The organism is Candidatus Methylomirabilota bacterium (assembly GCA_028870115.1).
Lineage (GTDB): Bacteria > Methylomirabilota > Methylomirabilia > Methylomirabilales > Methylomirabilaceae > Methylomirabilis.
Map to the genome: position 1 here is coordinate 1 of JAGWQH010000086.1, position 25975 is coordinate 25975.

The following is a 25975-nucleotide window of genomic DNA, read 5'->3' on the forward strand; positions in this document are numbered from 1 at the left end:
CGAACACGCTCGAACTGTTCAAGCTGCTCCGCCGCCATCTTTTCGTAATCCAGCTCCTGCAACTCCTGATGATGGGGGAACTGGACCCGCTTCTCTTCAAGATTATTGCGGAGCCGCTCCTTGAAGAAGTCGCGGTCGGCCAGATCACCCACACGGATCCCCGTCCTCGCCATCTTATCGACATAGGCCGGACCGATCCCGCGTCTGGTGGTCCCGATCTGTCGACCCTCTCGGAGCCGCTCCAGTTCGGCGTCCAGGATCGCATGGTAGGGGAGCACCAGATGCGCGTTCTTGCTGATAAAGAAGTTCTCCTCGATCTTCACGTGCAGCCTGCCAAGCTGATCCATTTCCTGGATGAGGGCGGTCAGATCAATCACCACGCCATTCCCCAGAATGCAGACCTTCCCTTTCCTCAGCACGCCTGACGGGACCAGATGCAGGACGATCTTCTCCTCTTCTACGACGACCGTATGGCCGGCGTTGGACCCACCCTGGTACCGGGCCACCGCATCGAAATATTCTGAGAGGAGATCAACGATCTTCCCCTTCCCTTCGTCGCCCCACTGCGTGCCGACAACGATTACATTAGCCACTGCCGCTCTCCACGTTCGACCTCGCCGCAAAATCGCTCTACCGGGACCCGCTCCTCAGTCCCGGAGGCAAGATCTCTGATAAGCAACTCATCTTGAGGCAGATGAGGAAGACCCAGCACGATCACTCGGCCGATCCCGGATCTCTTGGCATAGTCAAATGAGCCTTCCAGATCCCGCGTGATGATGTCTCTCGCCGCCGTGTACCCCTGTTCCCGCAGAAGCCGCGCGACGCGAAGGGCGTGCCGCTTATCAAGATTAAAGTCGATAATAAGGAACCTCTGGCCGGTGGCAAGCGGAGACCGGTTCTCGGTCGCCACCGCCTCCATGACCCTGTCCAGATCGAAGGCAAAGCCGGTAGCGGGGCAGGGATACCCGAACCCGCCGATCAGGTCGTCGTATCGGCCGCCGCGTGAGATCTCGGAACCCAGGCCTTTCGCAAATGCCGCAAAGGTCACGCCGGTGTGATACTCGAAGGCCCTTGCTTCACCCAGATCAATGATGACCTGATCCGCCAGACCGTATTGCTCCAGCACCTCATAAACCTGGGCAAGGTTTCGCAGGGCCTCCTGTGAGCGCCGGTTGGGCCCCAGGTCCCGCGCGCGAGCCAGGACCTCCTTCCCTCCATAGAGCATCGGCAGTTCCAACACGGCCTGCTTGGACTTCTCGTCCGCGTCCAGACCTCGCACGAGCAGTTCGATCTCGACGGTATCTTTCCTGTCGATGGCCGAGACAAGCGCTCGGCGTTCTTCGGGTCCGAGTCCCAGGGCATCGACGAGCCCCCGCACATACTCGATCTGGCCGACATCGATCTGAAAGCGCCGCAAGCCGAGCGCCCGGCAGCCTTCCACCGCCATCGCCACTATCTCAGCATCGGCCTCCGGCCGCTCCAGCCCGATCAACTCCACGCCAAGCTGGACATACTCGCGCTGCCGGCCTGTCTGAGGGGCCTCGTCGCGAAAGATATTCGTCACATACGAAAGACGCAACGGAAGGGGACGGTGTCGAAGGGTGGTCGCTGCGAGGCGCCCCACCTGAGGGGTCGGGTCGTACCGCAGCGCGAGCAGACGGCCGGTCTGCCGGTCGACGAACTTGAAGATCTTGTCTCCGCCCTCCCGCTCCGGTTCTCCCGAGAAGACCTCCAGGTATTCGAACGTCGGGGTGATAACCTCTTGGAACCCCCATCGCTCGAAGACCGTAAGGATCCGGCGCTCAGCCCAGCGGCGCAGCCCGGTCTCCTCCGGCGGAAAGACCCGAACCCCTTTCGGGATGGCGGTCTTGGAGGAATATTCGAAGTCGCTCATCAGGGATCAGCATTCAGCGGCAGTGTAGGGGCGCTGCTTGCTGCGCCCGCATTGGGCAGGGTAAGCCCTGCCCCTACGCTGACGGCTATCTTTAGGCCTTCACAAGCTTGACGAAGACAATATTGGGGAGCCGCCGGATTTCGTCTATGACATGAGCGGGAACAGGATTGTCGACATTCACCACTGATACGGCTCGACCGCCAGGCCGCTCCCGCCCCAACTGCATCCCGGCAATGTTGACTCGGTGCTTTCCGAGCAGAGTACCGATCGTCCCAATGACCCCAGGCACATCCAGGTTGGAGAAGATCAGGAGGTACCCTTCGGGGATGGCTTCCAGACGGAATTCGTTGATCCGGACGACCCTGGGCTCTCGGCGACTGAAGAGCGTCCCCGCGACCTCACTCGTACCACGGTCGCCCTTGACCGAGACGGTGATGAGGCTTGCGTAGTCGGCCTCCTCCAGTACCTTACTCTCAATGATCCGGATACCACGCCCTTTCGCCAGGGCCAAGGCATTGACGTAGTTGACCTCATCGCCCAAGAAGGGGTCCAGCGTCCCCTTGACGACGGACGCCGTGAGCGGTGCCGGGTCGTAGCCCGCGATCTCGCCCCGGTAATCGATCCGGATCTGCCGGAGACCCCCCTCGGCAAGCTGAGAGGCCAAGCGACCCAGTTTCTCGGACAGGGTGAGGTACGGCTGAAGCACCTTGTGCAACGCCGGGTCGATCGACGGGGCATTCACGGCGTTCCTGATGAGCCCTTTCTGGAGGTACTCGACGACCTGCTGGGCGATCTCGACGGCAACATTCTCTTGAGCTTCCTCGCTCGCCGCGCCGATGTGCGGGGTGCAGACGAAGTTGTTGAGTGTAAACAGCGACGAGTCGGTGGTTGGCTCCTGTTCAAACACGTCCATGGCCGCTCCTGCAACCTTGCCGGCCTTCATCGCCTCATACAGGGCCACCTCGTCCACAATCCCGCCCCTCGCACAATTAATAATCCGAACCCCCGTCTTCATCTGCGCGATGGCATCGCGATCGATGAGATGGTACGTCTCCGGAGTGATGGGGGTGTGAATCGTGAGAAAATCGGATCGTTGGAACAGCTCCGGGAGCTCTACCAGTTCGACCCCCAGCGCTATCGCGGCCTCCTCAGAGACAAAGGGATCAGAGACGATGACGCGCATGGCGAACCCTTTGGCGCGTCGAGCTACCTCGCCTCCGATCCGCCCCAAACCGATAATCCCTAATGTCTTGCCTCCCACCTCGACGCTGAGGAACGCGCCCTTCTCCCACCGGCCACCCTTCATCGAGGCGGTCGCCTGCGGGATATTCTTGGCGAGAGCCAGCAGAAGCGAGAAAGTATGCTCGGCGGTGGTCAGGGTATTACCGCTCGGGGCATTCATCACCAGGATTCCGCGAGCCGTCGCCGCCTCGACGTCGATATTATCCACTCCGACGCCCGCCCTCCCTACCACCTTCAGTCGGCGCGCGGCCCGCAGGATCGGCGCGGTCACCTTAGTGGCGCTTCGGACGATCAGGCCATCGTAGTTGTCGATGCACTCTTGCAGCGCCTCGGGGCTCAACTTGCGCTGCTCATCGACCTCAAACCCTTCGGCCTGGCGCAGCACCTCGATGCCGCGTGGCGAGAGGCCATCGCTCACAAGGATCCGCATCCGTTCCCCTCGACTCAGTTTGTCCATATCGGTATCTGCACCGGAGAGAGGCGAAGCACCGGAGCCGTCTTCAGCCTGCCTGGCTCAGCACCTCCTGAACCGCCTGTACCCCCTCGCCCAGCTTGACCGGATAGCCGAGATCGGTGAGGGTTCGTTCCAGTGCCGCAAGGCAGAGCACAACATCGGATTCGTCTGCGTATCCGAGGTGGGCCAGACGGAAGATCTTCCCCTTTAGCTGAGCCTGTCCGCCCGAGATGGTGATGCCGTGGGCCGTTCGAAGCGTCTTCACAATGGCGCCGGCCCCGATGCCCGACGGGGCGTTCACGGCGGTCAGCGCCGGGGTAGGCCGGTCGGCGAACAGTTCGAGTCCGAGCGCCCTGACGCCAGCGCGGGTCGCCCGTGCAAGTCGATCATGCCGGGCGAAAAGCGCGGCGAGGCCCTCCGCTCTGATCGCGGCGAGGGACTCGTGAAGCGCCATCACTAACGGGACCGCCGGTGTGAAGGTATTCTGATTCTTCTCCAGGCTCTTCCGCTCCGCCAGGAAGTTGAAGTAGAACTTCGGCAGGTGTGACTGCTGCACCATTGCCCAAGCTTTGTCGGAGAGCGCGCAGAAGGCGAGCCCCGGCGGGATCATCAATCCCTTCTGAGATCCGCCCACGACGACATCCACCCCCCAGGCATCCATCGGCAGGTCCGCCACCCCCAGACTCATAATGGCGTCAACGACCAGAATGGCGGGCGTCTTTCCGACGATCCGGGCGATAGCCTCAATATCGTGCAGGACACCCGTGGAGCTTTCAGTGTGCGTGGCAAAGACGGCCTTGATGGTGGGATCAGCGGCGAGCGCTTCCGCCACGAGGTCAGGCTCTACCGTCCGCCCCCACTCCACATCGATATACTGCGGCTGAAGGCCATAGGCTTCACAGATCTCCCCCCAGCGCTCGCCGAACTTGCCGCTCCTGATGACCACGGCTCGATCGCCGGGCGAGAGCGTGTTCACCACCGTTCCCTCCATCCCGCCCGTGCCGGATGACGTGAACAACAGCACCTCGTTTTTGGTCTGGAAGAGGAATTTGAGCCCTTCCCGGACTCGACCCAGGAGGACTTCGTACTCCGGACCGCGATGATACAGGATCGGCCTGGCCATCGCCAGTAAAGCTTCCGGGAGGACCGGAGTCGGGCCCGGCGCTAATAAATGTCGCTTTTTCATCGCTGCCTCTATCGTTGTGATGAAGCCGATACGTCCCTTTAATCCGTGCCGACTATATCCAAAACGGCGCGCGACTGTCAAGGCGAAACGCGGTCGGAAAGGCCAGGCGCGCATCCGTCGCTTACTCCGTAATCTCCGCTCCCCCCTCGGCCGTCCCCTCTCCGTCCATAGCCTCTTCCATCATTTCGTCAAAGTCCTCGCCAACGTCCTCGCCCATCTCTTTCCCCATCCGCTTGGCCCAGCGCGCCACACTTTTCGGATCGTTCTCATCAAGATCGCCGAAATTGCTGGGGTCAGCCATTCGCTCAAAACGGCTCTCTTCAGACTTGACCACCGCAAACCGTGAGAGCAGCCGCGTCAACTCCCGACCCCCACAGCGAGGGCAAACAGGTATGTCGGGGTTATGGATATTCCTGATCAGCAGGCTCACTCGCTTCCTGCAACTGTGACACGCGTATTCATATATTGGCATCGTACACCTCTTCTTCTCCATTCAAGCTTATCACCATCCGGTACCGCCAGCGGCTGCGCCCGCCGAAGCTCGGCGCAACACGCCACCATCTGGCGTTAGCAGTTACCAGATCGCCCCCCCGCTGTCAAGCCCAGACGGCTTCCCGGAAAGACATTGGGTTGCGTCATTGCGAGCGTAGCGAAGCAATCCAACCGTTCTGCACCCAGATTGCCGCGCACCCGTTGATCTCCCGCAATGCTCCGTGCGTCCGCGAAACCCCCATAGACACAGGCCCTCTCTTCCCCTCGCCTCCTTTGGAGGAGAGGGCGAGGGTGAGGAGGAGGACCTTCAGAGCACTGTGTGCCGATCAACAGCGGGTCATAGCAAGCCTTGACAAGTCCTTGCAAAGGCGGGAGAATCGCCGCAACCATTGAACGTTTCTGCATGGAAGATAGGCTGGCCAAGCTACTCAACAGTTCGACGCACCCTCGCAGGAGACGCCAGTGACAACATGGATCGTCTCGGCGGGCGACAGAGGTCGCGACTACGCCGATTCCTTCTTTCAGTTTGGTATGGCATTCGTCGGTGGCGACGGACAGCGGGAATGCATGAAGCAAGTCACCGTTGGCGACACGATCCTGCTCAAGAGGGGTCTCTCTGAGTTCCTTGCGGCTGGGAGAGTCGTGAAGCGTAACGGCGCCGTGTCCGGCGACGGAGACAAGGAGTGGTTGCGGGACTTCGACGGTTGGGACTTGGCAGGTTGGTGCCACGTTGAGTGGCATCGACCAGAGAGACCCGAAACAGCGACCGGCCTAAAGATGGGAACCATCTACCAGACGCGTCAATCGGAGCACCTTGGAGCAGCCGAGCGTCTCCTGCAAGCACCGGCCTCCACCTACGCAGGCGAGCCACGTGGGACCAAGGAAGTCGATCTCGACACCATCCTGGCCTTCCTCATCAGGCTGGGCCTGCGTATCTCGGCGGCTGACGATCTGACGGAAGCGATACGGCGAATCAGGCTTCTCGCAGACTACTACTACTTCAGTTGGCGATGGGACGACATCCGCGAGCACGAGACCCGCACCTTCCTCGTCGTGCCGTTGCTTCTTGCCCTTGGGTGGGCAGAGCAGCAACTCAAGATCGAGTTCCCAGTCAAGGGCGTCGGTCGCGTTGATATTGCCTGCTTCACCGGACCCTTTCTTCAGTGCCAGGATGAAGACATCGTGGTTCTAATTGAGACCAAGGGCTTTGCGTCTGGACTGGACTTCGCCCGTGGGCAGGCCGAGACCTACGCCGCCCACTTCAAGAACTGCCGTGTGATCCTTGTGACCAATGGCTACTGCTACAAGCTGTATCGGCGTACAAACGACGGAGCCTTCAGTACTAAACCTTCGGCATACTTGAACATCTTGAAGCCGAAGGACAGATATCCGTTGGATCCTGATAATGTGGCTGGTGCCACGGAGGTCCTCAAGTGGCTCATGCCGGCCTCGTTCCGGCAGAGCGAGCCCTGACGTCGCACGGCCAGAAAGGCAGGAGAACCCGTGGCGAACTTGTTTTGGAGACGGAAGGCTGGCGCCACACTGAACCTCCTTTCCGTACCCTTCAAGTCTGAAGAGGAGTTCGAGCGCGCAGTCTTCGAGACGAAGGGGCTTCTCGAAGACGTCTACCTCCTTAGACGCCAAGTCCGGGGTGGGAGAAAGCCAGGAATCCCTGACATCGTCGGGGTCGATAGCGACGGGAACGTCTGCATTGTGGAGATGAAGAACGTTCCTGTTGATGCCGCAATCCTTCCGCAGGTCCTGCAATATGCCTTCTGGGCCGAGTCGAATCCTGATTCGATCAAGGCGCTATGGCTAGAGGCTCCCGAACAGCCGGAGGATGTCGGGATTTCGTTTGAACAGTACGAAGTTCGGATCATCGTGATAGCCCCCTCGATAGACCCGTCCACTCTTGCCTTGGTTGGGAAGATCAACTACCCGGTCGATCTTGTTGAGGTGAAGCGCTGGATCGAAGACAGTAACGAGTTCTTGCTGGTAAACCGCCTGGAACCAGAGATCCCTGCCAAGGTGCGCCCCACCCATGGTCTCCCCGTGTACGATCGCGAGTTCTACGAGGCTCATTACAACAAGGCGAGCGTCCAGCACTTCCTCAGTTATGTGGAACAGACCACCGCTTTCGTTCAGAAGTCAGGGTGGCCCCTCGAACCCAAGTTCAACAAGCACTATTGTGGCTTCAATCACGGCTTCTTTAACGCCTTCGGCATCAAGTGGATCGGGTCTAAGTCGTTCGCCTTCTTCTTCAAACTTTCCGAGGATGTCGCTCGCAGCCTCTCGCCCAAAGGGACTGAGATGATGAGATACGAAGACCAATGGAAGGAGGCTGTGTTCCGAGTAGAACCCGGGGAAACTACCATCGAGTCTTTTGCGTCGCTCTTCAGGGCGGCGGTTGAGACCCTGACTGGGAAGAAGTAAGACAACGTGACGCCTAACCAATAAGGGTTGAGATAACCGGTACGGTCATTTCGATCCGGTGTTCAAACAGGCCTGAGCGGGAAGACCCCGCCAACTGTTCAGCCTGAACGTCAGCCGCAACGAAAAGGCGAAGGATCCGTGAGGATACGGTATTATATCGATCCCGAAGCAGAGTTGCCCCATATCTATAGCCACGATGTCTCGGAAGCGGAAGTGGAACAGGTACTACAACGGGCCGGAGAAGATCGGCCTGGACGCGAAGGGTCGCGAGTCGCAATTGGCCGCACTTTGAGTGGACGGTATTTGCGGGTAATATATGTGCCAGATCCAGAGCCAGACAGTGTATTCGTAATCACGGCGTATGAGCTTTACGGCAATCCACTCACCGCTTATAGACGCCGTCGCCGGAGGAAAAGCAAATGAAAGAGAGTAAATTCCCCCCCGGATGGGACGAGCAGCGCGTCAAACGGGTCCTTGTCCACTATGAATCGCAAACGGAAGAAGAAGCTGTGGCAGAGGACGAGGCCGCGTTTGAGGCGGCAGATCAGACTACGATGGAAGTCCCCACTGAACTCGTTCCTCAGGTTCGAGAACTGATCGCCAAACACCAAGCGGCGTGAAGTACGGTTGACCGTCGCACTGGAACTCACTCCCTGCAGCCTCTGCTCGCGCCTCGCTGCGCCCGCAATGGCCCACCCTGCCTTGTAGCAGATAGGTCAACAGCGGGTCATGGCGAACCTTGACAAGTCTCCGCAAAGGCGAGAGAATCACCGCGTTGCTCGGATGCTTCACGAATTGAAATCGCTGGATCGGTCTCATGACAGTCTGGTCTACCGCGCTGTACGCTGGAGTTAAGGAGGAATACCTTGATGGAAGTACTCCGTTGGCTGATCCCGTTGCTATTACTCGTAGCGATCTTTGTGGTGGGTGGGCGTGCCCTCTTGTCGTTAAGGCGCTCCGACCAACCCCTGATCTGTACATCCTGCGGCGCTCAGACTGACATGCCTCAATCAAAGACCAGAGGCTCATTTGTAATCGAGATTATACTGTGGTTGGCATTTGTCATTCCCGGCCTTCTCTATAGCCTGTGGCGCCAGTCAACTCGCCGAAAGGTATGCCCCGCATGCGGAAATACAACGCTGATCTTAGCGAACACACCCAATGGACGCAAGCTTGCAGAACAGTTTTCCCAGGGGAAGAGTTGAGAAGATACAACTCTATTGATAGGAACCGCAAAAGAAAACCTGACGCGTTGGGCCGATACGCCGATACATTGTGAGGAGTTGCTGATGGCTATTCACTGCCCCAAGTGTAACCAGGAACGGGAGTTTCCGCCAAAGACATCGTTCATCTACTACATCGTTACGGCAGGACTCGTTGGCGAGATGCTCAAACCCCTCTTCCGCCGGTGTGAGGAGTGCGGATTCCGCTTCACGGATGCGCTGGCAGCGGCTAACAGACAGAGGGGCGGTGAGTAACGTTGAGTACTGCGATCCTGCCGCACCGATCAACAGTGGGCACATTGTCGCGGGGCCTCAGGAACGTAAGGCCGGATTCTGGATTAGACTGGCGGCATGGATCGCTGATCTTGTCTGCCTCTTTCTGGCCACCATCGTTCTGACATTTGGCGCGCTGATAACCATTTATCTCGGCGGTCAGTTGGGCGGTGAGATCAATGACCAGGTGATCGCATTGGCCGGATATGCAAGCGCTGCCATCGTCCTATTCAGCGGGGTCATCTATTTTACCATCTTTGTCGGATCGTGTGGGCAGACCCCTGGAAAGACACTTTTTCGTCTGAAGGTTGTCCGAACTGACGATCAGGAGATGACCTATGGCAGGGCACTGCTTCGCTCGCTGTGTTGGATACTCTCGCTGCTGCTTCTCAGTCTTGGCTTCCTGATGATCGCATTTACCCGGCAGAAACGTGCTCTGCATGACATGCTGGCAGGCACGTCCGTGATCCGCCTTCCACGCACGCCCTAACGCCCACGTACATCTGCACAGCGTTAACCTGTTAGAGGTGTTGGACCTCCATCAACTCCGGTTTCAGGGTACCAATGCAGGGCAGGTTGCGATAGCGCTGATTGTAATCGAGCCCGTAGCCGACTATGAACTTCTCAGGAATTTCAAATCCCCGATAGGCAATGGGGAGGTCAATAATACGACGCACCTTTCGGTCCAAGAACGTGCAAACCTGCAAGCTGGACGGCTGGCGAGCCCGAAAGATCTTCAGCAGGTAACTCAGGGTGAGACCGGTATCCACAATATCTTCTATGACAAGGAGGTTACGGCCACCAATACTTTCATCGAGGTCCTTTCTGATACCGACGACGCCGGAGGCTTTGGTTGCCGGGCCATAGCTTGAAATAGAAATAAAATCGATGACGAGGGGAATAGATATGGCTCTTGCCAGATCGGCCAGAAAGAATGAGGCCCCCCTCAGTACACCGGCAAGGACAAGCTCTTTGCCGAGATAATCCTGTGAAATTTCAGCTCCCAATTCCCTGATGCGATGAGCAATCGCTTCTTCAGGTATTAAGACTTCAGCAAGGTCCTGGATCATGTTGTGGCGCATCTCGGACTCCAAAAATGGCGAGAATCGAGAATTTTATATGCTCCCCCTTGACAACAACTAGGGCTCGTCCTATATATTAGATAGCTCCAAGAGGTCTGAAGGCCACCAGTAAGTACCAGGGTGTTTCAGAAGGTCCTGGGTTGGATGTTAACACACCAGGCTAGTGAAGCTGGCGGAAGGATCACGAAAACCCAGGAAAATCTGAAAGGTTGTGTGACTGGGAACGCATGAAGGCCGAAGGGTCACTTGGAGCTAATTTTTTTTGTAAGCCCATACTTAGCGAGTAAGTTCCGGTAGTCTCGCCCATAAAACACCTTCAGTGTGATCTCTGGATACAGCTCCCGGAATCGTCTGATCTTCCGATTTTTCTCTGTTACCAGGCTCTGCTTGAGCGTGGTCAGTTCAATAAAGAGGTCGAAATCAACAAGATAGAAGTCCGGCGAAAAGGCTTCGGTCGCGTTGCCCGCCTCATCCCAGGCCAGAGGAAAGGTCCTGGGTTCATACTCCCATCGTATTTGGTAGAAATCCAGGACCTTTGCAAACTCCTCCTCGCTGGGATGAGCGAAGGGGAGTGGCCTGGCCACTTCAAGCCAGTGCCCGATTTCCCGCCCCTTCCCTATGAGATCGACCATCTCTACGGCAAGTTGGACGAGGCGCGTCGCTGTCTCCACGCTCAGGCGATCGGTATTCATGACCAGATCGTACTGAACAGCGGCGTCGATATCTTCCCCGTAGTGATACCGGATGAAGCGCCGCCTAGTCTCATCGCTCTCCTCAACCAGACGAGCCGCAGAGTACTCTTCTATGCCACGTTCGTCCATAAGGCGTCTGACCCGCCCTTTCGCACCGGCCACCACCCGCACATGCAATGCGCCGGGACACCCTCGAAAGATACATTGACCCCCACGACCCAGCACCACAAGGTTTTTTTCTGTAGCTAGATCCGTAATCAGTGTGGGTAGGAGATCCACGTAGATTCGATCCTGCTCAGGATGCTGTCGCTCTTCCTCGGCCTCTTCCTCATCGAGCGCTTCGAAGTCCGACCTTGGGAGCCCTTGCGCTTTCAGCAACTCGGCGAGCAAGGTGTGGTCTACGAGCGTAAACTGAAGCTCTTTAGCCAGCCGGGCAGCGATCTCATCGCCGCCGCTTCCGATCTGTCTGGAGATGGTGATGATAGCCATACGATTCGCTTCATCAATCTCTTCCTGGCGCCTGACTCACTCGTTTGGCTATTGGGTAATAGTCGCGCCGTAGTTGACCAAGATAGATCTGCCTGGGACGTGCGATCTTCTGTTCCGGGTCGAGGAGCATTTCCTCCCACTGGGCAACCCACCCGGCTGTCCTGGGGATGGCGAAGAGCACCGGAAACATATCCATCGGGAACTTCATCGCCTCGTAGATCAAGCCGGTGTAAAAATCGATATTTGGATAGAGCTTTCGCGTGATGAAGTACTCATCCTGAAGCGCGATTCTCTCCAGTTCGAGGGCTATCTCCAGCAAGGGATTTTTTCCTGTAACCTCAAACACCTCCTCAGCCAGCCGCTTGATGACCTTGGCCCTGGGATCGTAGTTCTTGTAGACTCGATGCCCGAATCCCATCAATCGCACTTCGCCGGCCTTGACCTTCTTGATATGTGCGGCCACTTTATCTACCGATCCGATCTCCTTCAGCATCCGCAGCACAGCCTCATTGGCCCCTCCATGCAGAGGGCCGTAGAGGGCCGCTATGGCTGCGGCTACGGCGGAGAACGGGTCTACGTGGGAGCTGCCGACGGAACGCATGGCATTGCCACTGCAGTTCTGCTCGTGGTCGGCATGTAGAATAAACAGAACATCTAAGGCTCTTTCCAATACAGGATGCGGGTAGTAGGTCGGCTCTGTAATCCGGAATAGCATATTGAGGAAGTTACCGGTGAAGCTCAGGTTGTTGTCCGGGTAGGTGTACGGCAACCCACGGCTATGTCGATAGGCATACGCCGCCAGCGTCGGCATCTTGGCCATCAGGCGGATGATCTGCCTGTGGCGGGATTCCGGATCCATAATATTCTTGGCATCCGGATAAAAAGTCGAGAGAGCGCCGACCGTCCCCAGGAGGATCCCCATCGGGTGGGCATCGTAGTGAAAGCCATCCATCAACTTCTTGATGTTCTCATGGACCATGGTATGACGTGTGACTTGGTTCACGAATTCATCCATCTGTTCGCCGCTGGGGAGATCGCCGTGGATGAGGAGGTACGCGGTCTCCAAGTAGGTGCTTTTCTCGGCTAACTGCTCAATGGGATAGCCTCTATGCAGCAAGACTCCCCGTTCACCATCGATGAACGTGATCTGGCTCTTGCAGCAAGCGGTGTTAGCGAACGACGGGTCATAGCTCATCAATCCAAAATCGCCGTCAGAGATTTTGATCTGCCGGAGATCCATGGCCTTGATCGTCCCGTGCTCGATAGGGATTTCGTATTTCTTCTCGGTTCGGTTGTCGATAATGGTCAAGCTGTCAGCCATGAAGCTCCTCCTCGCACGGAGCGACTCCTCCCACATCCCTCTCTTGAGCTGTAGAGTCCGGGTGGTACCTCGTAAGCCACGTAATTTATAGGAGTTGATACTAGCATAAATCAGGATAGCAGAGTAGAGGGTACCCCACAATGTGGACCGCAGGTTAAGGTGTAAATTCTGAGATCAGACTTTACGTCCGTCACTGCCTAAGGAACACGAGGTGTGATACGCATCGGCAGTCGCTGGACCCAAAGCCTTTGGCAATTACCTGCGCCTCCGGCCGCCTGAGCACCTTTCGATTCAGCGCGCATTCGACGTTCCGTGGCGTGGGAAATATCCTGATACTGGTGATCCGGGCGTAGCGTAAGAAGTAATCGATATGCCAATGCAACCTCTTGTTCTGTCGTTGATGCCTGGCCAGGCGACGTTCGACACCGTTCAACGCGCTGCCCGTATAGACATATCGTCCTGCCGGAAAAAGAAAAGTCCCCCGCCTTCCCACCTGCAGCGCTGTCGCTTTCGGCAGATACAAGATAAGTTGATAGTTCCCTCTCGTCATGGGTCCGTTCTTACACTTTGACCACAGGAGGAAAGGTTCCGCATGTGTAGTCATCCTGCACGGACTGCGTTCTTTTGAGATTGCCAGCGTCGAGTCAAATGTGATATATATCAGACTCCCGCGTGAACGGCCAATGGCTGATCAGTCTCGGTGGCCTATATTGCCACAATACGGTAGGTTTGCGGCTTGGAATGCACCCTACCCTTGGGGTAGTATCCATTCCCATGGCCGGAGAAACCCGAATGCCGGGTTTCTACTTCGTCCCTGACCCGCTGACCCACCGCTGCATCTATGACTGTTCACGCAGTATTCAGAATGACATTATGCTAAATTCCGGATGCCAGTTGGCTGGTTAGTGCGAGGGAGCTGAATGGCGGAAGCGATCCAACTCCTTGTTACTACGGTTTTCTTAAGACCCTACGTTTTTCTGTTCCTGGCGTTCTATCTGACGGCGGCCTCTGTCGCCATTGGAGGGCGGCGGACTGACCTGTTTACGGGGATTGCCTGGGGTGTCGCGTCTACGGCCGAGTGCTCCTCCACCAGACACGGGATTCCTTTCGGTTTCTACAGCGGCGCCATGCTCTACTACCTGATCCTGGTCTTTGACCTCGTGATGACCTTCGTCAATGGCGAGAAGCTACTTGAGATAAGCGGCGTCTTCCTGTATATCCCAATTACGTGGATGGTCTTCACACGTTACTGGCAGTGGGGGACAGCGCACAGATTTGTCAGCCGTGGAGTACTGTCATGAGATTTCCGCTGCACATCACAACGGATATGATTCAACACCAAATCCGCCAAGCACTCAAAGGGAACAAGCGGTATCCGTTCGTCCTCATGCTCGAACCGCTGTATACGTGTAACCTGGCGTGTTTGGGGTGCTCCGTTGAGCGGCACACCGGGAGAATCGAGGATCGGTTGACACTGGAGGAGTGTCTGAAGGCGGCGGACGACTCCGGCGCCCCGGTCGTCTCGATCTGCGGCGGGGAGCCCACCATCTACCCTGAACTGAAAGGGCTGGTGGAGGGGATTATTGCGCGCAAGCGGCATATCTATCTGTGTACGAACGGGTTGCTGCTTGATCGAAACGTCTACGGCCGGATTGCGCCGCATAACCGGCTCACTCTGAATATCCACCTGGATGGGCTGAGACAGACCCATGACCAGGTCTGCGACAAAGAAGGCGTCTTCGATAAGGCGTTGGATATGATCAAAGAAGGTAAGCGGTTTGGTTATCGCATCACGACAAATACAACCATCTTCAAGGAGACCGATCTGAATGAGGTCGAGGCGCTGTGCCACCTGCTGCAGGAGTACCAGGTAAACGGGATGCTTCTCACGCCCGGCTACCACTACACCTCGGTCGAGTCCGATTTCTTTCTGGCCCGTGAAGAGATCCACCAAAAGTTTCAAAAGGTTCTCGAACTGTCGAAGCGGTATCGACTAACCTCCACCCCGATGTTTCTCGAATTTGCGGCCGGCCTGCGCGAGTACCCCTGTTCGCCGTGGAGCACTGTCACCTATACCCCTCAAGGCTGGAAGGGGCCGTGCTATCTCATCGGAGAGAAGTATTTCCGGACGTTTGAAGAGTTCTGGCAAAGTACGGATTGGGACTACTGGGAGTCCCGTCAGGACCCGCGCTGCTACAATTGCAAGATGCACTCCGGCTTCGAGGCCTCCGTCGTTCGCGGACTCCGAAACAGCCCCAAAGACATGCTCAGGATGGCCGTCTGGAACTTTTTGGAGTGAGCGCTATGCCGGTGCCGTCTGAAATGGAGAAGATGGTAGGGGCGACCGGCCGGTCGCCCCTCCTGGAAGAGACCGCCTCGCACATCGATAAGAGCCTGCTTGACGAGGCGATCGAACAGGCCCGGTCCCGGCTTCTGGCCATACAAGATCCTGCAGGCTTCTGGGCAGCAGAACTAGAGGCCGACTCCACACTTACCTCAGAGTACCTCATGCTCCGTTACCTGCTCGGCAAAGTGGATGAAACCAAGCAGCGGAAGGCTGCAGCCTACCTACGCGATACGCAACTGCCGGATGGCGGCTGGAGCATCTACCATGGCGGGCCGAGCCACCTGAGTACTACGGTCAAGGCCTATTTCGCGCTAAAATTGTGCGGCCACCCCAAAACCGAGCCGTTCATGCGGAGGGCCCGAGAGGTTATTCTAAGTCAGGGCGGGCTCTTTCGTGCTAATGTCTTCACTAAGTTTACCCTCGCCCTCTTCGGTCAATTCGATTGGCGCGGCGTCCCGGCTATGCCGATCGAGCTGTTTCTCCTCCCCCAAGGGTCGTTGTTTAATATGCATGCGATCTCCTACTGGTCCAGAACGGTCCTGACCCCATTGATGATCATCTTCGCCCACAAACCGATCACGCCGGTCCCTGCCGGCGCCGATCTCGCGGAGCTTCGTGGGGGGAACGTGCCGAAGCATGACTACTGGTTTCCCAAGGATTCCCAGCCGCTTTCGAGGCGAAACCTTTTCTTAGCCGCCGACCGGATGCTCCGTTGGTATGAGTGGCATCCGATACCCCACTTCCGTCGGTTGGCGATGGAGCGGGCCACGGCTTGGATGCTTCGCCGAATGGGGGAAGGTGGCCTCGGCGGGATCTATCCGGCCATGGCAAACTCGGTCATCGCGCTGCGCTGTCTGGGCTACGAGGTCGAGCACTCTTTGGTGGCAAGGGCCTTCAAGCAGATCGAAGCCCTCGAGGTGGAAGATAATCGGACGCTCCACGTACAGCCCTGTTTCCCCCCGAGCTGGGACACCTGTCTGGCGGTGAATGCGCTGATTGCCTCGGGGTTGCCGACCGATCACCCTGCGCTTATCAGCGCGTGCGAATGGCTGCTCTCGAAGCAGACCCGAACGATGGGGGACTGGAAGGTCAGGGCCCCGGAGGCCGAGCCGGGCGGCTGGTACTTTCAGTTCGAGAACGAGTTCTATCCCGATGTCGACGACAGCGCGGTGGTGATGACCGCCCTGATCAAGACCGATCTTCCTGACCAAGCGACGAAAGACGCGGCGCTCGCACAGGCACTCAAGTGGGTCCTCCCGATGCAGTCAAGCGATGGAGGCTGGGCATCATACGATAAGGACAACAACAAACTGTTCCTGAACGAGATCCCCTTCGCGGATCACAAGGCGCTGCTCGACCCGCCTACGGCGGACCTGACCGGACGGATGCTTGAGATGCTCGGTCACCTGGGGTGGAGCAATGCAGCCCCTGTGGCTCAACGCGCGATCGCGTTCCTCAAGCGCGAGCAGGAACCGGCAGGGTGCTGGTTCGGCCGATGGGGAGTCAATTACATTTACGGCACCTGGTCGGTTCTGGCGGGCCTTCGAGCCATCGGAGAGCGGATGGACCAGCCGTACATCCGGCGAGCTGTTGACTGGCTGATCAGTCATCAGAACCCCGACGGCGGCTGGGGGGAATCATGCTATTCCTACGAGAACCCCCGAACAGCCGGCCAGGGCCCCAGTACCGCCTCACAAACCGCCTGGGCGCTCTTGGGACTCTTGCACGCGGGCGTCGTACGACATCCCGCGGTGGAAAGGGGTATCGACTACCTCCTCCGGACTCAGTGCGCGGATGGAGGGTGGGAGGAACGAGAATTCACTGGAACAGGATTCCCCCGCGTCTTTTATCTTCGGTATCATCTCTACCGTCTTTACTTTCCGCTCTGGGCCCTTTCCCTGTATCGCACCCTTCTGCAGAAGGCCGCCTCCGGCCATAATGAAGACGGCGCAAACCGCTCGGACTAGCAAGGTCCGCGACGCGCCGTTCGCCATCTTCGTGGCGACCCAGGCAGAGATGAAGCCTCTCGCCACTTTCTTACGGCCGACCTGTCGATCGGCGCACCGATCCGACTCGATCGTCAGGGTCGAGGTAGACGGCCGCAATCTCTTACTGGCCAGGACGGGAATGGGACCGGACAACGCGGAAACCGCCGCCCACCGCCTCTTTGAGGAGATGCCCATCGCCGCGGCCTTATCGCTCGGCGTCGCAGGCGGACTGAGCTCTCAGTTACAGACAGGGGACCTGATTGTGGGAGACCGGGTGATCCTTCGAAGGGAGAAGGGCTCGAGGCTGGAAAGCTTCCCGTGCGATTCCGGCTTGCAGGACGTAGCCATGACCATCATCCGACAATGGGGCAGTCGGTACAGTCTCGGCCCAATCCTCACTGTTGACCGCATCGTACTGACGGTGGAGGAAAAGCGCCGACTGGCAGCGGAATCGGGCGCCATAGCCCTGGATATGGAGAGTGCGGCTATTGCGTCTGCGGCCTCGGCCTGTTCGGTCCCTTTCCTGGCCCTTCGCGGCGTCCTCGATCCAATCCACGAAGATCTTGGGATCGGCTTCGATCAATTCCTCAACACGGAGGGGGAACCACACCTGCCCCGATTGATCCGATACCTGATCACGCATCCGTTCACCTTTCCCACCCTAGTTAGACTGGGCCTTCGGACGAAGGCGATTTGCGCGCGCCTCGGCCTGCTGCTCCAGGAACTCTCATCCACCCTGAGTTGACTCGTGCACCCTTCCTCAGAGGCATATCGTGGGTAGTCCCGATCTCTCAAAACTGAGCATTGACCGGACCGCGGCCCGCGCCCCGCGCGCACGCCGACGGCGGTGGCCTTGGGCGGTGGGTCTCGCCTTGTTGGTCGCCGGGGCGGTCCTGGGATTCTCCGGCGGCCTCAGCGGGCCTGTGACCGTGGAGACCGCCTCGGTGACGACCGCGTATCCGTCGCAGGCGGTCACCGCGCTGAACGCCACCGGCTACGTCGTTGCGCAGCGCAAGGCCGCGGTGGCGTCGAAAGCGACGGGACGTCTCGAATGGCTCGGCGTAATGGAAGGCACCCACGTCAAGAAGGATGAGGCCATCGCGCGGCTTGAGAGTCGCGACGTCGCAGCGGCCCGCGAACAGGCAGCGGCAAACGTTAAGGTCACTGAGGCGAACCTCGATCAGGCGCAGGCCGAGCTGCTCGACGCCGAACGCAACTTGGCGCGCTGGCGCGAGCTGTCACAGAACAAGCTTATCAGCGAATTGGAACTCGACACCGCGGTGGCGCGAGCCGACAAGGCGCGCGCGGCGGTGCGCTCGAGCGCGGCTGCCATTGCAGTCGCGCGGGCAAATCTCAAGGCGGCGGACGTCTCGTTCGACCAGACATTGATCCGCGCGCCTTTCGACGGGGTGGTGCTCACTAAGAACGCAAACGTCGGCGACAACATTACCCCGTTCTCGAGTGCCATCGACACCAAGGGCGCGGTCGTGACCATCGCCGATATGTCGACGCTTGAGATCGAAGCCGACGTGGCGGAGTCCTCGCTCGGTCGGATTAAGGTCGGCCAGCCGTGCGAGATTCAGCTCGACGCCGTGCCCGATACGCGCTTTGCCGGCATGGTGAACCGGATCGTACCGACCGTCGACCGCGCGAAGGCGACGGTAATGGTCAAGATCGGGCTTGTGGACCACGACGAGCGCGTACTGCCGGATATGAGCGCGAAGGTCGCATTCCTCGAGCGCGAGGTTGCGCTGGCCGATCGGAAGCCGGTCACCGCCGTCCCGAGGCAGGCGGTCGTCGAGCGCGACGGTATGAAGGTCGTCTTCATCCTGAAAGACGGCAGGGCGATGCGCACCAAGGTCGAGACCGGCCGCGCGCTCGGTGATCTGGTCGAGGTAAGCGGCGTCCCGGTCGGGGAGAAGGTCGTCCTTACGCCTCTCGACAGGCTCACCGACGGTACGCGCGTCAAGGTAGATCGGAAGTGACGGCAGGAGGCAACCGCTAGTGGATGAGACCGCCTCTCCGCTGCCGCTGATCGCCATTCGCAACGTCGCGAAGTCCTACCGACGCGGCGGGCAGATCGTGCCGGTGCTGACCGACATCACATTCGAGGTACGCGCGGGTGACTTCCTCGGCCTGATGGGTCCATCGGGATCCGGCAAGTCGACGTTGCTCAATCTGATCGCCGGTATCGACAAGCCAGACGCCGGACAGATCCTCTTTGATGATGTCGATATCACCCGGCTGTCGGAGACCGAGCTCGCGGACTGGCGCGCGGGTACGGTCGGCTTCATCTTCCAGTTTTACAACCTGATACCGGTCCTGACGGCCTTCGAGAACGTCGAGCTGCCTCTCACGCTGACGCGTCTCACCCGCCGTGAGCGGCGCGAGCACGTGGAAGCGGCGCTCGCGCTTGTCGACCTGTCTGACCGCATGGTGCACTATCCTTCGGAGCTCTCCGGCGGGCAGCAGCAGCGTGTCGCGATCGCGCGCGCGATCATTACCGACCCGCGGCTGATCGTAGCCGACGAGCCGACCGGCGATCTTGACCGCCACTCGGCCGAGGAGGTGCTTACGCTCATGGATCGCCTGAACACCGACCTCGGCAAGACGATCGTGATGGTCACACACGACCGCCGTGCCGCCGATCAGGCCCATGCGATCATGTATCTCGATAAGGGCGAGCTGTCGACGGCGACCGATGTGCACGAGCGGTCGCTAAGGTGAGCGCCCGATGCAGTTCCTGAAGCTCATCCTCCGCAACGCGCTGCGCCACAGGCTGCGCACTGCGCTCACGCTGCTCGGACTGGTTGTCGCGATCCTCTCGTTCGGGCTGTTGCAGACAGTCGTGGACGCGTGGTACGCGGGTGCGGCTGGCGCGGCCCCGACGCGGCTCGTGACGCGCAACTCCGTCTCGCTGGTCTTTCATCTGCCGCTCAGCTATCGTGACCAGATCCGCGCCGTCGACGGGGTGCGCGCTGTATCGCACGCCACCTGGTTCGCCGGCATCTATCAGGATCCGAAGAACTTCTTCCCGCAGTTCGCCATCGAGCCGCGCACCTATTTCGCTATGTATCCCGAATATCTCATCGCACCGGAGGAGTTTGCAGCCTTTCTGCGCGACCGCAAGGGTGGCGTCATCGGCCGCAAGCTAGCCAGTACATATCACCTTAAGGTCGGCGACGCTCTGCCGCTGCGCGGGACAATCTACCCCGGCACCTGGGAGTTCACGGTACGTGCTATCTACGATGGCGCCGACACCAAAACCGATACCTCGCAGATGTTCTTTCACTGGGAGTATCTCAACGAGACGATGAAAAAGCGCACCGGGCGCCAGACCGATCAGGTCGGCGTCTATCTTGTCGACGTCACCGACATCGACCGCGTCGCCGAGGTGAGCCGCGCGATCGACGCCGTGTTCAAGAACTCGCTTGCCGAGACGCTGACCGAAACCGAGCGGGCGTTCCAGATCGGCTTTGTCAAGCAGACCGAGGCGCTGGTCATTGCGATCAGGGTCGTGTCCTATGTGGTGATCGTCATTATCCTCGCGGTCATGGCAAATACGATGGCGATGACCGCCCGCGAGCGGCTCTCCGAGTATGCGACACTCAAAGTCCTCGGGTTTTCGCCCGTTTACATCGCAGCGCTTATCGTTGGCGAATCGGTCGCAATCGCCGCTATCGGAGCGGCGATCGGCATTGCGGCCACATTTCCGGTCAGCGATTGGTTTGCAGCAAAGGTCGGCACGCTGTTCCCAGTATTCAAGGTAAGCGGCGAGACCGTCGCACTACAGATCCTTTGCGCGCTTGGCATCGGGATCGTCGCGGCGGCCGTACCCGGGCGGCGGGCGGCAACGATAAAGATCGTCGAAGGGCTCCGCGCGATCGGGTGATTGCGGAGGTAAAACCATGCCGATTCCCATTTCGTACAGTGTACGTAACCTCTGGGCCCGCAAGTACACCACCGCGCTGACCGCGGGTGGGATGGCCCTTGTGGTCTTTGTGTTTGCCGCGGTGATGATGCTCGACGCCGGACTCAAGAAAACGCTCGTGGCCACCGGGCAGCCCAACAACATCCTCGTCACGCGCCGCTCCTCCGGCACAGAGATCCAAAGCGGGGTCTCGCGCGCGCAGGCGGCGATCATAGAGAGCCAACCGGAGATCGCACTCGGCCCAGGCGGGACGCGGATGGCGTCGAAAGAGGTGGTCGTACTGATCACGCAGCCGAAGCGCGGGACCGGCGTGCCGACTAATGTTACCGTGCGCGGGGTGGGCGCGGAGGGTCTCGCCATCCGCCCGCAGGTCGGGGTAATCTCCGGACGGATGTTTCGGCCGGGCAGCACTGAGATCACGGTAGGCAGGAGCATCGCCGAGCGCTTCGACGGCACAGGTATCGGCGAACGGCTGCGTTTTGGCGGCCGCGACTGGACGGTAGTCGGTGTATTCGACGCCGGCGGATCGGCGTTCGACTCTGAGGTGTGGGGCGACGGTGAGCAGATGCTTCAGGCATTCCGACGGACGGCGTTCTCGTCGGTCGCCGCGCGCCTCGCCGACCCGTCGCAGTTTGAGGCGCTGAAGCGGCGACTGGAGTCCGACCCGCGGCTCACACTCGACGTGAAGCGCGAGCGTACCTTCTACGAGGAGCAGTCGCAGGCCATGTCGAACTTCATCAGCTACCTCGGGCTGACCCTCTCGGTCATCTTCTCGGTCGGCGCGATGATCGGCGCGATGATCACCATGTACGCGGCGGTGGCGACCCGCACGTCAGAGATCGGCGCGCTGCGGGTCCTCGGATTCCGGCGGGGCTCGATCCTCGTGGCGTTTCTCGCAGAGGCGCTCTTCCTCGGACTTACCGGCTGGGTGGTAGGGCTGACGTTCGCCTCGGCGATGCAACTCGTCCAGATCTCGACGATGAACTGGCAGTCATTCTCGGAACTGGCCTTCCGGTTCACGCTCACGCCGGAGATCGTCGGAAAGTCGCTCATGTTCGCGCTCACGATGGGGCTGGCCGGCGGGTTTCTGCCCGCGGTGCGCGCGGCGCGCTTAAAGATCGTAGACGCCTTACGGACGGCTTAGCGCAAGAACCGCATGATCTCTGAGGGGAGATTTACGCTGCAATCGCATCAGATGCGGCCCGCTCTGAAAGCGCGGTCGTTGGTCATCGGAATCTTGCCGTACGCCTGGCATGGGACGACCGCCCACGACCTGCCTTGCTACGCGGTCCGATCCTTCCGGGACAGTCATTCCTCTTGACTTCCTCTTCCACCTGCTGGTACGTTCCCTCGCCGTGAGTAAGATGTGGCCATGCGGGTCCTAGAGCGATCTTTCACCGATCGGACGGCCCTTATCCCGGTGGGCTGGACCTCCTCTACCGCTCAGCGCCTTCTTTCCAACTTTCTATTTTCCTCTTGACCCTCGCGCGCTTTTTCTGTTATCGTTATGCGCGCTTCTTAGCGCAACGGCTATTCGATGTGCAATCTATGGAGGTCAGGATGTCGGGATCGGCTCATCACTTTTGGACACGAAGATCCTTCCTGAAGGCTTCTCTCGCGTCTGCCTTCTTGCTGGTCGGCGAGCCGGCGTGGGCGCAGGATCTGATCGCCTCGCCTGTCTCAGAGGGGAGGCTCTCCCTGTATAACACCCACACAAATGAGCGGCTAGACGTCACCTACAGGGACCCATCCGGCCAATATGACCCGGATGCCTTGGAGGCCCTCGACTATCTCCTTCGTTGTCATTATACGAATCGGGCAACTAAGATGGACGTTCGAGTGATTGAGTTTGTGAATACGGTGGATAAGCAGTTGGGTGGAGACAACGAAATCCACGTCATATCAGGTTTCAGGTCGCCTGAGTACAATCGACTGCTGGTCAGAAAAAGAAGGGGAGTGGCAAGGCATAGCCTTCACCTGGCTGGTAAGGCAATAGATTTTCGCATCCCGGGGGTTAACCCGAATGTGATCAAGAAGACTGCACTCGATCTGAGATATGGTGGCGTGGGCTATTATCCCCGCAGAGGCTTTGTCCATCTGGATTCCGGAACATTCAGGTACTGGTGAGCAGCCGGCCTCTTTGGCGTACTGCCGCTCTCGTCTGCTTCCTCCTGTTCTCTACACCCGGTGAACTCCGGAGCGCGGGTTTCCCTCCTTCTTCGCGATGTGCCATTCAGTATCCCAGTGATGCCAGGGTGGACTGGGGGTGTCGGCGCCTGCGCGCCCGCGAGACGCTGGAAACCCTGTTCGGAAACCAGTGGGTGGATGTGGCCCGATTCAACCGGATCGACCGGCGCCATGCCTTTCCCGGCATCTTTCTAAAGGTTCCCAAGCACCTTGAGGATGTGGCCAATTTCACACCGATGCCTCAGGAGTACCCCTCAGCAGCCGGCGAGGCCAAGTTTATTCTGATCGATCTCGCGGAGCAGTTCCTCGGCGCCTATGAGCATGGTCGACTGGCGTTTTCGGCGCCGGTCGCTACAGGTGAGCGGAGAAACGAAACGCCCGCAGGCGAATTTACTATTACTGCCGCTCACCACCATCACCATTCTTCCCGCTATACCATCGAGAAGACCAGCATCCCGTATCCGATGAACTACGCGCTTCGATTCTACATCAACAGGGAAGGTGTCGCATTCTGGATTCATGGGCGTGACGTTCCCGGATATCCGGCCTCGCACGGCTGCATCGGACTGTACGACGAGGCGATGCAGGCTAGGTACTACGGATATCCCCGCAAACCGATCCTTGAAGATGCCAAGATCCTCTACAACTGGGTACTGTCGCCTCTGCCTGAGAACGAGAAGTATCGGATCCTGGACAATGGGCCACGGATGTTGATTGTAGGGCGTGCGCCGGCCCCGCTGCGACGATTAAGCCAGGACGGCCCACGCACCAGACCCTCCTCTCGAATCGCTCCCGAAACGGCGCATCAAACTGCGTGGCCTGTTTCTCCTGATGCTGCGCCTGCGCGATAATCAGCGTCGCCCCTAGCAGCCTGCATGCACGGTTGAGTAAAGGTTGGGGCACGTACACCATAGCCAACGCTCCGGCCTCTTGCGCTTTGCATGTGGTTGCATTAGTATGGGGCCAACTAGCGGAATGGTCCTATTGGACGTAATGGCCGTGTGGCGCGCGAGCGCCGGGAGAAGCACTATGAACATCCTGCTGCTCTCCATGCCCGATTCATTCGAGCACATGCCGACGGTCACCATCCGGATGCCCAACGCCGCCCTCACGTCCCTCGCCGGCAATATCGATCCCCATCACCAAGTTGCTGTAGCAGACCTGATTCTCGTCCAGCGGCGTGTCCGCGAGACCATCGAGCGGCTCGTGCGCCAGATCAACCCCGATGTGCTCGGACTATCAGTGATGACCTTCCAGCGCAAGACCGCGAGGAAGATCATCGACCTTGTGCGCTCCTGCAGCCCCGATTTGCGCGTTGTCGTCGGCGGCTACGATCCGAGTATGGCCACAGAAGCATATACTGATAGCTCTTGGGGCAGTGTCGACTTCATCGTGCGCGGTGAGGGCGAGATTACCTTCCGCGAGCTCCTGCGTGCCATCGAGAATCAGAGCGGGTACGATCAGATCTTGGGCCTGTCGTACAGGAGCGGCGACCACTTTTCTCACAATCCGGACCGGCCGGCCAACTCCCTCGAAGATGGCGAGATACGGCTGTCCAACCGCGACGCGCGGGTGCTGGCTGGGTACACCGTGCTCGGCCGGCAGGTCGATGTCATCGAAACATCGCGCGGCTGCACCTTCGATTGCAGCTTCTGCTCGATTATCGCGATGCGCGGCCGCAATTTCCACACCTACCCGCTGGACCGGGTGATTGCGGACATCCGCGATGCACGCAACCACGGCGCGCAGGCGATCTTCATTGTCGATGATAATATCATGCTCAATGTGCGGCGGTTCGAGGCGCTCTGCCACACCATCATCGATGCCGGGCTCTACAATATCGACTACACGGTGCAGGCCATGACCTCGGTCATCGCCAATCATGGCGAGCAACTCGCACCGCTTATGCGCCGGGCGGGCTTTCGCTACGTCTTTCTCGGCATCGAGAACATCCTCGATGAGGACCTGACATTCCTGCGTGCCCGCCGCAAAAATATCAAGCGCGAGGACGGTCACACGGCCGGCAATGCTGCGATCAAGGCGATCGACTTTCTACACCGACATAAGATCTACGTGGTCGGCGGGCTGATCATTGGCAATCCGAACGATACCCGCGCCTCCCTTGAGACCAACATCGAGTTTGCCAGAGCGTATATTGACTGGCCGTACATCCAGCATCCGACACCGTATCCGCGCACGCCGATGACCAAGGAGTTTCGCGACCATGGGCTGATCATCAACGAACGGCTCGAAGAGTACGACGGCACGACCGCCATCGTACGAAGCGAGCACCTCTCGGCTGAGGAGATTGAGTTTAGGCGGTGGCGGGCCGACCGGTGGATGAAGCTTCGCCACCTGCCGGTCGCGTTTACGCACAGCCCCTTCTTCGTACTGCATAACGGGCTCCGGATGCTCGCCCACCTGTTGCGCGGCAGCACCCTCAAATCGCTGCTGGGACTCGAAGACCCACGGCAGGCCTTCGAGCGCTATCGCGCCATCCGCCAGGCCGAGCGCGAGTATCTCTGACCCGGCGTCAAAACTATGGTATTGTAACCCCGATACGGTAACACCCATGAATCAAGCCACCGGTTACGGATCCGCAACTGTGAGATGTGTGGCTCTGGGTGACGGACTACACAGCCGAAGGAGAAAGCGAAAAACGCTCATGAATGAACACGAGGAGATCCTGCCGGGACACGGGCTGCAAGTTGATAAGATGCCGGGGCACTGGCTGCTGGCGC

Annotated in this window: 26 protein-coding genes; 17 read left to right on the top strand and 9 right to left on the bottom strand. The window is 59.0% G+C overall.

Annotated elements, in window-relative coordinates:
* The 5 genes from KGL31_09835 to KGL31_09855 form a co-directional block, all read right to left on the bottom strand.
* On the bottom strand, nt 1–593 hold a 593-nt coding region (locus KGL31_09835; protein MDE2322197.1), incomplete at its 3' end, for an adenylosuccinate synthetase.
* A complete protein-coding gene (gene hisZ / locus KGL31_09840; GenBank protein MDE2322198.1) occupies nt 581–1894 on the bottom strand; it encodes an ATP phosphoribosyltransferase regulatory subunit in 1314 nt (437 codons plus the stop codon). The genes KGL31_09835 and hisZ, both read right to left, overlap by 13 nt.
* 91 nt (nt 1895–1985) lie before the next feature.
* Nucleotides 1986–3566, bottom strand: a complete 1581-nt coding sequence (gene serA / locus KGL31_09845) for a phosphoglycerate dehydrogenase (protein ID MDE2322199.1) — start codon at nt 3564–3566, stop codon at nt 1986–1988.
* Between the two features lie 70 nt (nt 3567–3636).
* The gene (locus KGL31_09850; GenBank protein MDE2322200.1) at nt 3637–4776 is read right to left on the bottom strand and encodes an alanine--glyoxylate aminotransferase family protein; all 1140 of its coding nucleotides are present in this window, start codon (nt 4774–4776) and stop codon (nt 3637–3639) included.
* 121 nt (nt 4777–4897) lie between these two features.
* Nucleotides 4898–5248, bottom strand: coding sequence for a zinc ribbon domain-containing protein (locus KGL31_09855; protein ID MDE2322201.1), 351 nt, complete (start codon nt 5246–5248; stop codon nt 4898–4900).
* Between the two features lie 482 nt (nt 5249–5730).
* Between KGL31_09855 and KGL31_09860 the strand changes: the two genes are divergently transcribed.
* The 6 genes from KGL31_09860 (at nt 5731) to KGL31_09885 (ending at nt 9687) form a co-directional block, all read left to right on the top strand.
* A complete protein-coding gene (locus KGL31_09860; protein MDE2322202.1) occupies nt 5731–6741 on the top strand; it encodes a hypothetical protein in 1011 nt (336 codons plus the stop codon).
* Between the two features lie 30 nt (nt 6742–6771).
* A complete protein-coding gene (locus KGL31_09865; protein MDE2322203.1) occupies nt 6772–7701 on the top strand; it encodes a hypothetical protein in 930 nt (309 codons plus the stop codon).
* Nucleotides 7702–7839: 138 nt separating this feature from the next.
* On the top strand, nt 7840–8124 hold the full coding sequence (locus tag KGL31_09870) for a DUF4258 domain-containing protein (protein MDE2322204.1): 285 nt from the start codon (nt 7840–7842) through the stop codon (nt 8122–8124).
* On the top strand, nt 8121–8321 hold the full coding sequence (locus KGL31_09875) for a hypothetical protein (protein MDE2322205.1): 201 nt from the start codon (nt 8121–8123) through the stop codon (nt 8319–8321). Before KGL31_09870 ends, KGL31_09875 begins: the two co-directional genes overlap by 4 nt.
* A gap of 669 nt (nt 8322–8990) precedes the next feature.
* Nucleotides 8991–9179, top strand: a complete 189-nt coding sequence (locus KGL31_09880; GenBank protein MDE2322206.1) for a hypothetical protein — start codon at nt 8991–8993, stop codon at nt 9177–9179.
* Nucleotides 9172–9687, top strand: a complete 516-nt coding sequence (locus KGL31_09885) for an RDD family protein (protein ID MDE2322207.1) — start codon at nt 9172–9174, stop codon at nt 9685–9687. The genes KGL31_09880 and KGL31_09885 overlap by 8 nt, the downstream gene beginning before the upstream one ends.
* Before the next feature lie 31 nt (nt 9688–9718).
* Here the strand turns inward: KGL31_09885 and hpt are convergent, their stop codons facing one another.
* From hpt to KGL31_09905, 4 genes are all read right to left on the bottom strand, one after another.
* On the bottom strand, nt 9719–10267 hold the full coding sequence (gene hpt, locus KGL31_09890; protein ID MDE2322208.1) for a hypoxanthine phosphoribosyltransferase: 549 nt from the start codon (nt 10265–10267) through the stop codon (nt 9719–9721).
* A 254-nt stretch (nt 10268–10521) separates the two neighbouring features.
* Nucleotides 10522–11460: a cytidylate kinase-like family protein gene (locus KGL31_09895; GenBank protein ID MDE2322209.1), complete on the bottom strand. Its 939-nt coding sequence runs from the start codon at nt 11458–11460 to the stop codon at nt 10522–10524.
* 13 nt (nt 11461–11473) lie between these two features.
* The gene (locus KGL31_09900) at nt 11474–12781 is read right to left on the bottom strand and encodes a citrate synthase (GenBank protein ID MDE2322210.1); all 1308 of its coding nucleotides are present in this window, start codon (nt 12779–12781) and stop codon (nt 11474–11476) included.
* Nucleotides 12782–12971: 190 nt separating this feature from the next.
* The gene (locus KGL31_09905; GenBank protein ID MDE2322211.1) at nt 12972–13331 is read right to left on the bottom strand and encodes a GIY-YIG nuclease family protein; all 360 of its coding nucleotides are present in this window, start codon (nt 13329–13331) and stop codon (nt 12972–12974) included.
* Between the two features lie 370 nt (nt 13332–13701).
* Between KGL31_09905 and KGL31_09910 the strand changes: the two genes are divergently transcribed.
* The 11 genes from KGL31_09910 (at nt 13702) to KGL31_09960 (ending at nt 25760) form a co-directional block, all read left to right on the top strand.
* Nucleotides 13702–14082, top strand: coding sequence for a hypothetical protein (locus KGL31_09910; GenBank protein MDE2322212.1), 381 nt, complete (start codon nt 13702–13704; stop codon nt 14080–14082).
* Nucleotides 14079–15080, top strand: coding sequence for an adenosyl-hopene transferase HpnH (gene hpnH / locus KGL31_09915; GenBank protein ID MDE2322213.1), 1002 nt, complete (start codon nt 14079–14081; stop codon nt 15078–15080). Before KGL31_09910 ends, hpnH begins: the two co-directional genes overlap by 4 nt.
* A gap of 62 nt (nt 15081–15142) precedes the next feature.
* Complete coding sequence (gene shc / locus KGL31_09920; GenBank protein MDE2322214.1) at nt 15143–17095, top strand: squalene--hopene cyclase; 1953 nt, start codon at nt 15143–15145, stop codon at nt 17093–17095.
* Nucleotides 17067–17861, top strand: a complete 795-nt coding sequence (locus tag KGL31_09925) for a hypothetical protein (protein ID MDE2322215.1) — start codon at nt 17067–17069, stop codon at nt 17859–17861. Before shc ends, KGL31_09925 begins: the two co-directional genes overlap by 29 nt.
* A gap of 28 nt (nt 17862–17889) precedes the next feature.
* Nucleotides 17890–19101, top strand: coding sequence for an efflux RND transporter periplasmic adaptor subunit (locus tag KGL31_09930; GenBank protein ID MDE2322216.1), 1212 nt, complete (start codon nt 17890–17892; stop codon nt 19099–19101).
* 19 nt (nt 19102–19120) lie between these two features.
* A complete protein-coding gene (locus KGL31_09935) occupies nt 19121–19843 on the top strand; it encodes an ABC transporter ATP-binding protein (protein MDE2322217.1) in 723 nt (240 codons plus the stop codon).
* A 7-nt stretch (nt 19844–19850) separates the two neighbouring features.
* The gene (locus tag KGL31_09940; protein ID MDE2322218.1) at nt 19851–21008 is read left to right on the top strand and encodes an ABC transporter permease; all 1158 of its coding nucleotides are present in this window, start codon (nt 19851–19853) and stop codon (nt 21006–21008) included.
* Between the two features lie 16 nt (nt 21009–21024).
* A complete protein-coding gene (locus KGL31_09945) occupies nt 21025–22191 on the top strand; it encodes an ABC transporter permease (protein MDE2322219.1) in 1167 nt (388 codons plus the stop codon).
* Between the two features lie 416 nt (nt 22192–22607).
* Nucleotides 22608–23174 (top strand): DUF882 domain-containing protein, encoded by a 567-nt coding sequence (locus KGL31_09950; protein MDE2322220.1) that lies wholly within the window; start codon nt 22608–22610, stop codon nt 23172–23174.
* Nucleotides 23171–24085 (top strand): L,D-transpeptidase, encoded by a 915-nt coding sequence (locus KGL31_09955; GenBank protein MDE2322221.1) that lies wholly within the window; start codon nt 23171–23173, stop codon nt 24083–24085. Before KGL31_09950 ends, KGL31_09955 begins: the two co-directional genes overlap by 4 nt.
* Nucleotides 24086–24263: 178 nt before the next feature.
* Nucleotides 24264–25760 (top strand): B12-binding domain-containing radical SAM protein, encoded by a 1497-nt coding sequence (locus KGL31_09960; GenBank protein MDE2322222.1) that lies wholly within the window; start codon nt 24264–24266, stop codon nt 25758–25760.
* Nucleotides 25761–25975 lie beyond the last annotated feature (215 nt).

Coding starts and splice junctions, on each gene's coding strand:
- hisZ (MDE2322198.1), bottom strand. CDS start 1,894: ATGAGCGACTTCGAATATTCCTCCAAGACCGCCATCCCGAAAGGGGTT.
- serA (MDE2322199.1), bottom strand. CDS start 3,566: ATGCGGATCCTTGTGAGCGATGGCCTCTCGCCACGCGGCATCGAGGTG.
- KGL31_09850 (MDE2322200.1), bottom strand. CDS start 4,776: ATGAAAAAGCGACATTTATTAGCGCCGGGCCCGACTCCGGTCCTCCCG.
- KGL31_09855 (MDE2322201.1), bottom strand. CDS start 5,248: ATGCCAATATATGAATACGCGTGTCACAGTTGCAGGAAGCGAGTGAGC.
- KGL31_09875 (MDE2322205.1), top strand. CDS start 8,121: ATGAAAGAGAGTAAATTCCCCCCCGGATGGGACGAGCAGCGCGTCAAA.
- KGL31_09880 (MDE2322206.1), top strand. CDS start 8,991: ATGGCTATTCACTGCCCCAAGTGTAACCAGGAACGGGAGTTTCCGCCA.
- hpt (MDE2322208.1), bottom strand. CDS start 10,267: ATGATCCAGGACCTTGCTGAAGTCTTAATACCTGAAGAAGCGATTGCT.
- KGL31_09895 (MDE2322209.1), bottom strand. CDS start 11,460: ATGGCTATCATCACCATCTCCAGACAGATCGGAAGCGGCGGCGATGAG.
- KGL31_09900 (MDE2322210.1), bottom strand. CDS start 12,781: ATGGCTGACAGCTTGACCATTATCGACAACCGAACCGAGAAGAAATAC.
- KGL31_09905 (MDE2322211.1), bottom strand. CDS start 13,331: ATGACGAGAGGGAACTATCAACTTATCTTGTATCTGCCGAAAGCGACA.
- KGL31_09910 (MDE2322212.1), top strand. CDS start 13,702: ATGGCGGAAGCGATCCAACTCCTTGTTACTACGGTTTTCTTAAGACCC.
- hpnH (MDE2322213.1), top strand. CDS start 14,079: ATGAGATTTCCGCTGCACATCACAACGGATATGATTCAACACCAAATC.
- KGL31_09925 (MDE2322215.1), top strand. CDS start 17,067: ATGAAGACGGCGCAAACCGCTCGGACTAGCAAGGTCCGCGACGCGCCG.
- KGL31_09940 (MDE2322218.1), top strand. CDS start 19,851: ATGCAGTTCCTGAAGCTCATCCTCCGCAACGCGCTGCGCCACAGGCTG.
- KGL31_09945 (MDE2322219.1), top strand. CDS start 21,025: ATGCCGATTCCCATTTCGTACAGTGTACGTAACCTCTGGGCCCGCAAG.
- KGL31_09950 (MDE2322220.1), top strand. CDS start 22,608: ATGTCGGGATCGGCTCATCACTTTTGGACACGAAGATCCTTCCTGAAG.
- KGL31_09960 (MDE2322222.1), top strand. CDS start 24,264: ATGAACATCCTGCTGCTCTCCATGCCCGATTCATTCGAGCACATGCCG.